This is a genomic window from Anaerotignum lactatifermentans (assembly GCF_014982935.1).
Taxonomy (GTDB): Bacteria; Bacillota; Clostridia; order Lachnospirales; family Anaerotignaceae; genus Anaerotignum; species Anaerotignum lactatifermentans.
Map to the genome: position 1 here is coordinate 1 of NZ_JADCKK010000154.1, position 1,107 is coordinate 1,107.

Below are 1,107 nucleotides of genomic sequence, written 5' to 3' on the forward strand. Positions count from 1 at the left end.
CCTGACGGGGTTCGGATGCTAGACCCAACCGTTCAGCGGTATACCTTGCGCTTTCTTCCATTCCGGCACTCCCTTCGGCTCCGTTGCGGGTTCGCTGTCATTCTGCCCGTGGCGACATGCACTGCCGGGAACGTGACGGGTGTTGGCATCCTAAGGTGACAAGGGCGATGCAACCCCGTCGCCTCCGGGCGATGCCGGCGCGACGGGGTGGGCGAATGCGTGCTCCGTGTAGCTTCAAGAAGACGGGGACCCGCGGGCCCCCGTCCTCAATATCGTCGATATGCCGTTGCGAAGCGCTAGGCCGCCTGGCGGATCGGCAGGCTGTTCATGGGCCTGCGTCCCGTCGCGGTGTGCAGGGAGGAGCGGGCGGATGCGGGGGCGGTGCCCGCGTAGGCGTCCTTCTCGCGGCGCGTGGACCACGAGACCGTATCGTCCCGGCTGCTCATCCATGTCCGCGCGCGGCGCACGGCGGCCGGCAGCGCGATGGATCCCGCCTCGAGGACCAGGAAGACCACGGCAAGCGAGGAGAGCATCCCCGCGAGCTCGACGACAGCGTTGAAATCGAACATGATGGCTCCTTTCCTCGTCGTGCCGGGTACGTCGTGCTCGATGCACCTACCTGATGGATACCCGTCGGCCGGGGGCTTATGCGACGGGCGGCGAACGGTCGGGGAGGGCGGTGTGCGGTACGGAGACGCCGCGGTCGCGTCTCCGTCGCTGCCCGCCCGCGGTGCGGGTGCAGTGCGGAATCGCGTTTTCGCGGCCGAGGGCCCGCCTCTCCCGGCGCTCAGGCGCCGCGTGCGCGACGGGCCGAGCGGCCGTGCCGCCTATGCGGTCCGCGCCCTTACAGGCCGAGGAGCTCCGCGCCGCGCTCGGCGACCGCGCGCCCCAGGCCGGCCTCGTCGACGCCGCGGATCTGCGCCAGCCGGGAGAGCGTCGCCTGCAGAGTCGCCTCGAGGTCCGCGGCCGCGCCCGGCGCGCCCTGCTCGGCGGGGGCGTCGGTCTCGAGCAGCAGCTGCTTCTGCGGGATGATCCGCGCGTACTCCCGTCCCCTGCGCGTGGCGAGCATCATGCCGTTCATGGAGACCAGGCACCCTGCGCGCCGCG

2 protein-coding genes are annotated in these 1,107 nt (G+C 71.1%); both read right to left on the reverse strand.

Annotated elements, in window-relative coordinates; genetic code table 11:
- Window positions 1-296 precede the first annotated feature (296 nt).
- Window positions 297-569, reverse strand: coding sequence for a hypothetical protein (locus INF29_RS14425; RefSeq protein WP_193487422.1), 273 nt, complete (start codon window positions 567-569; stop codon window positions 297-299).
- A gap of 275 nt (window positions 570-844) precedes the next feature.
- A partial coding sequence (locus INF29_RS14430; protein ID WP_193487424.1) for a TatD family hydrolase occupies window positions 845-1,107 on the reverse strand: 263 nt, incomplete at its 5' end.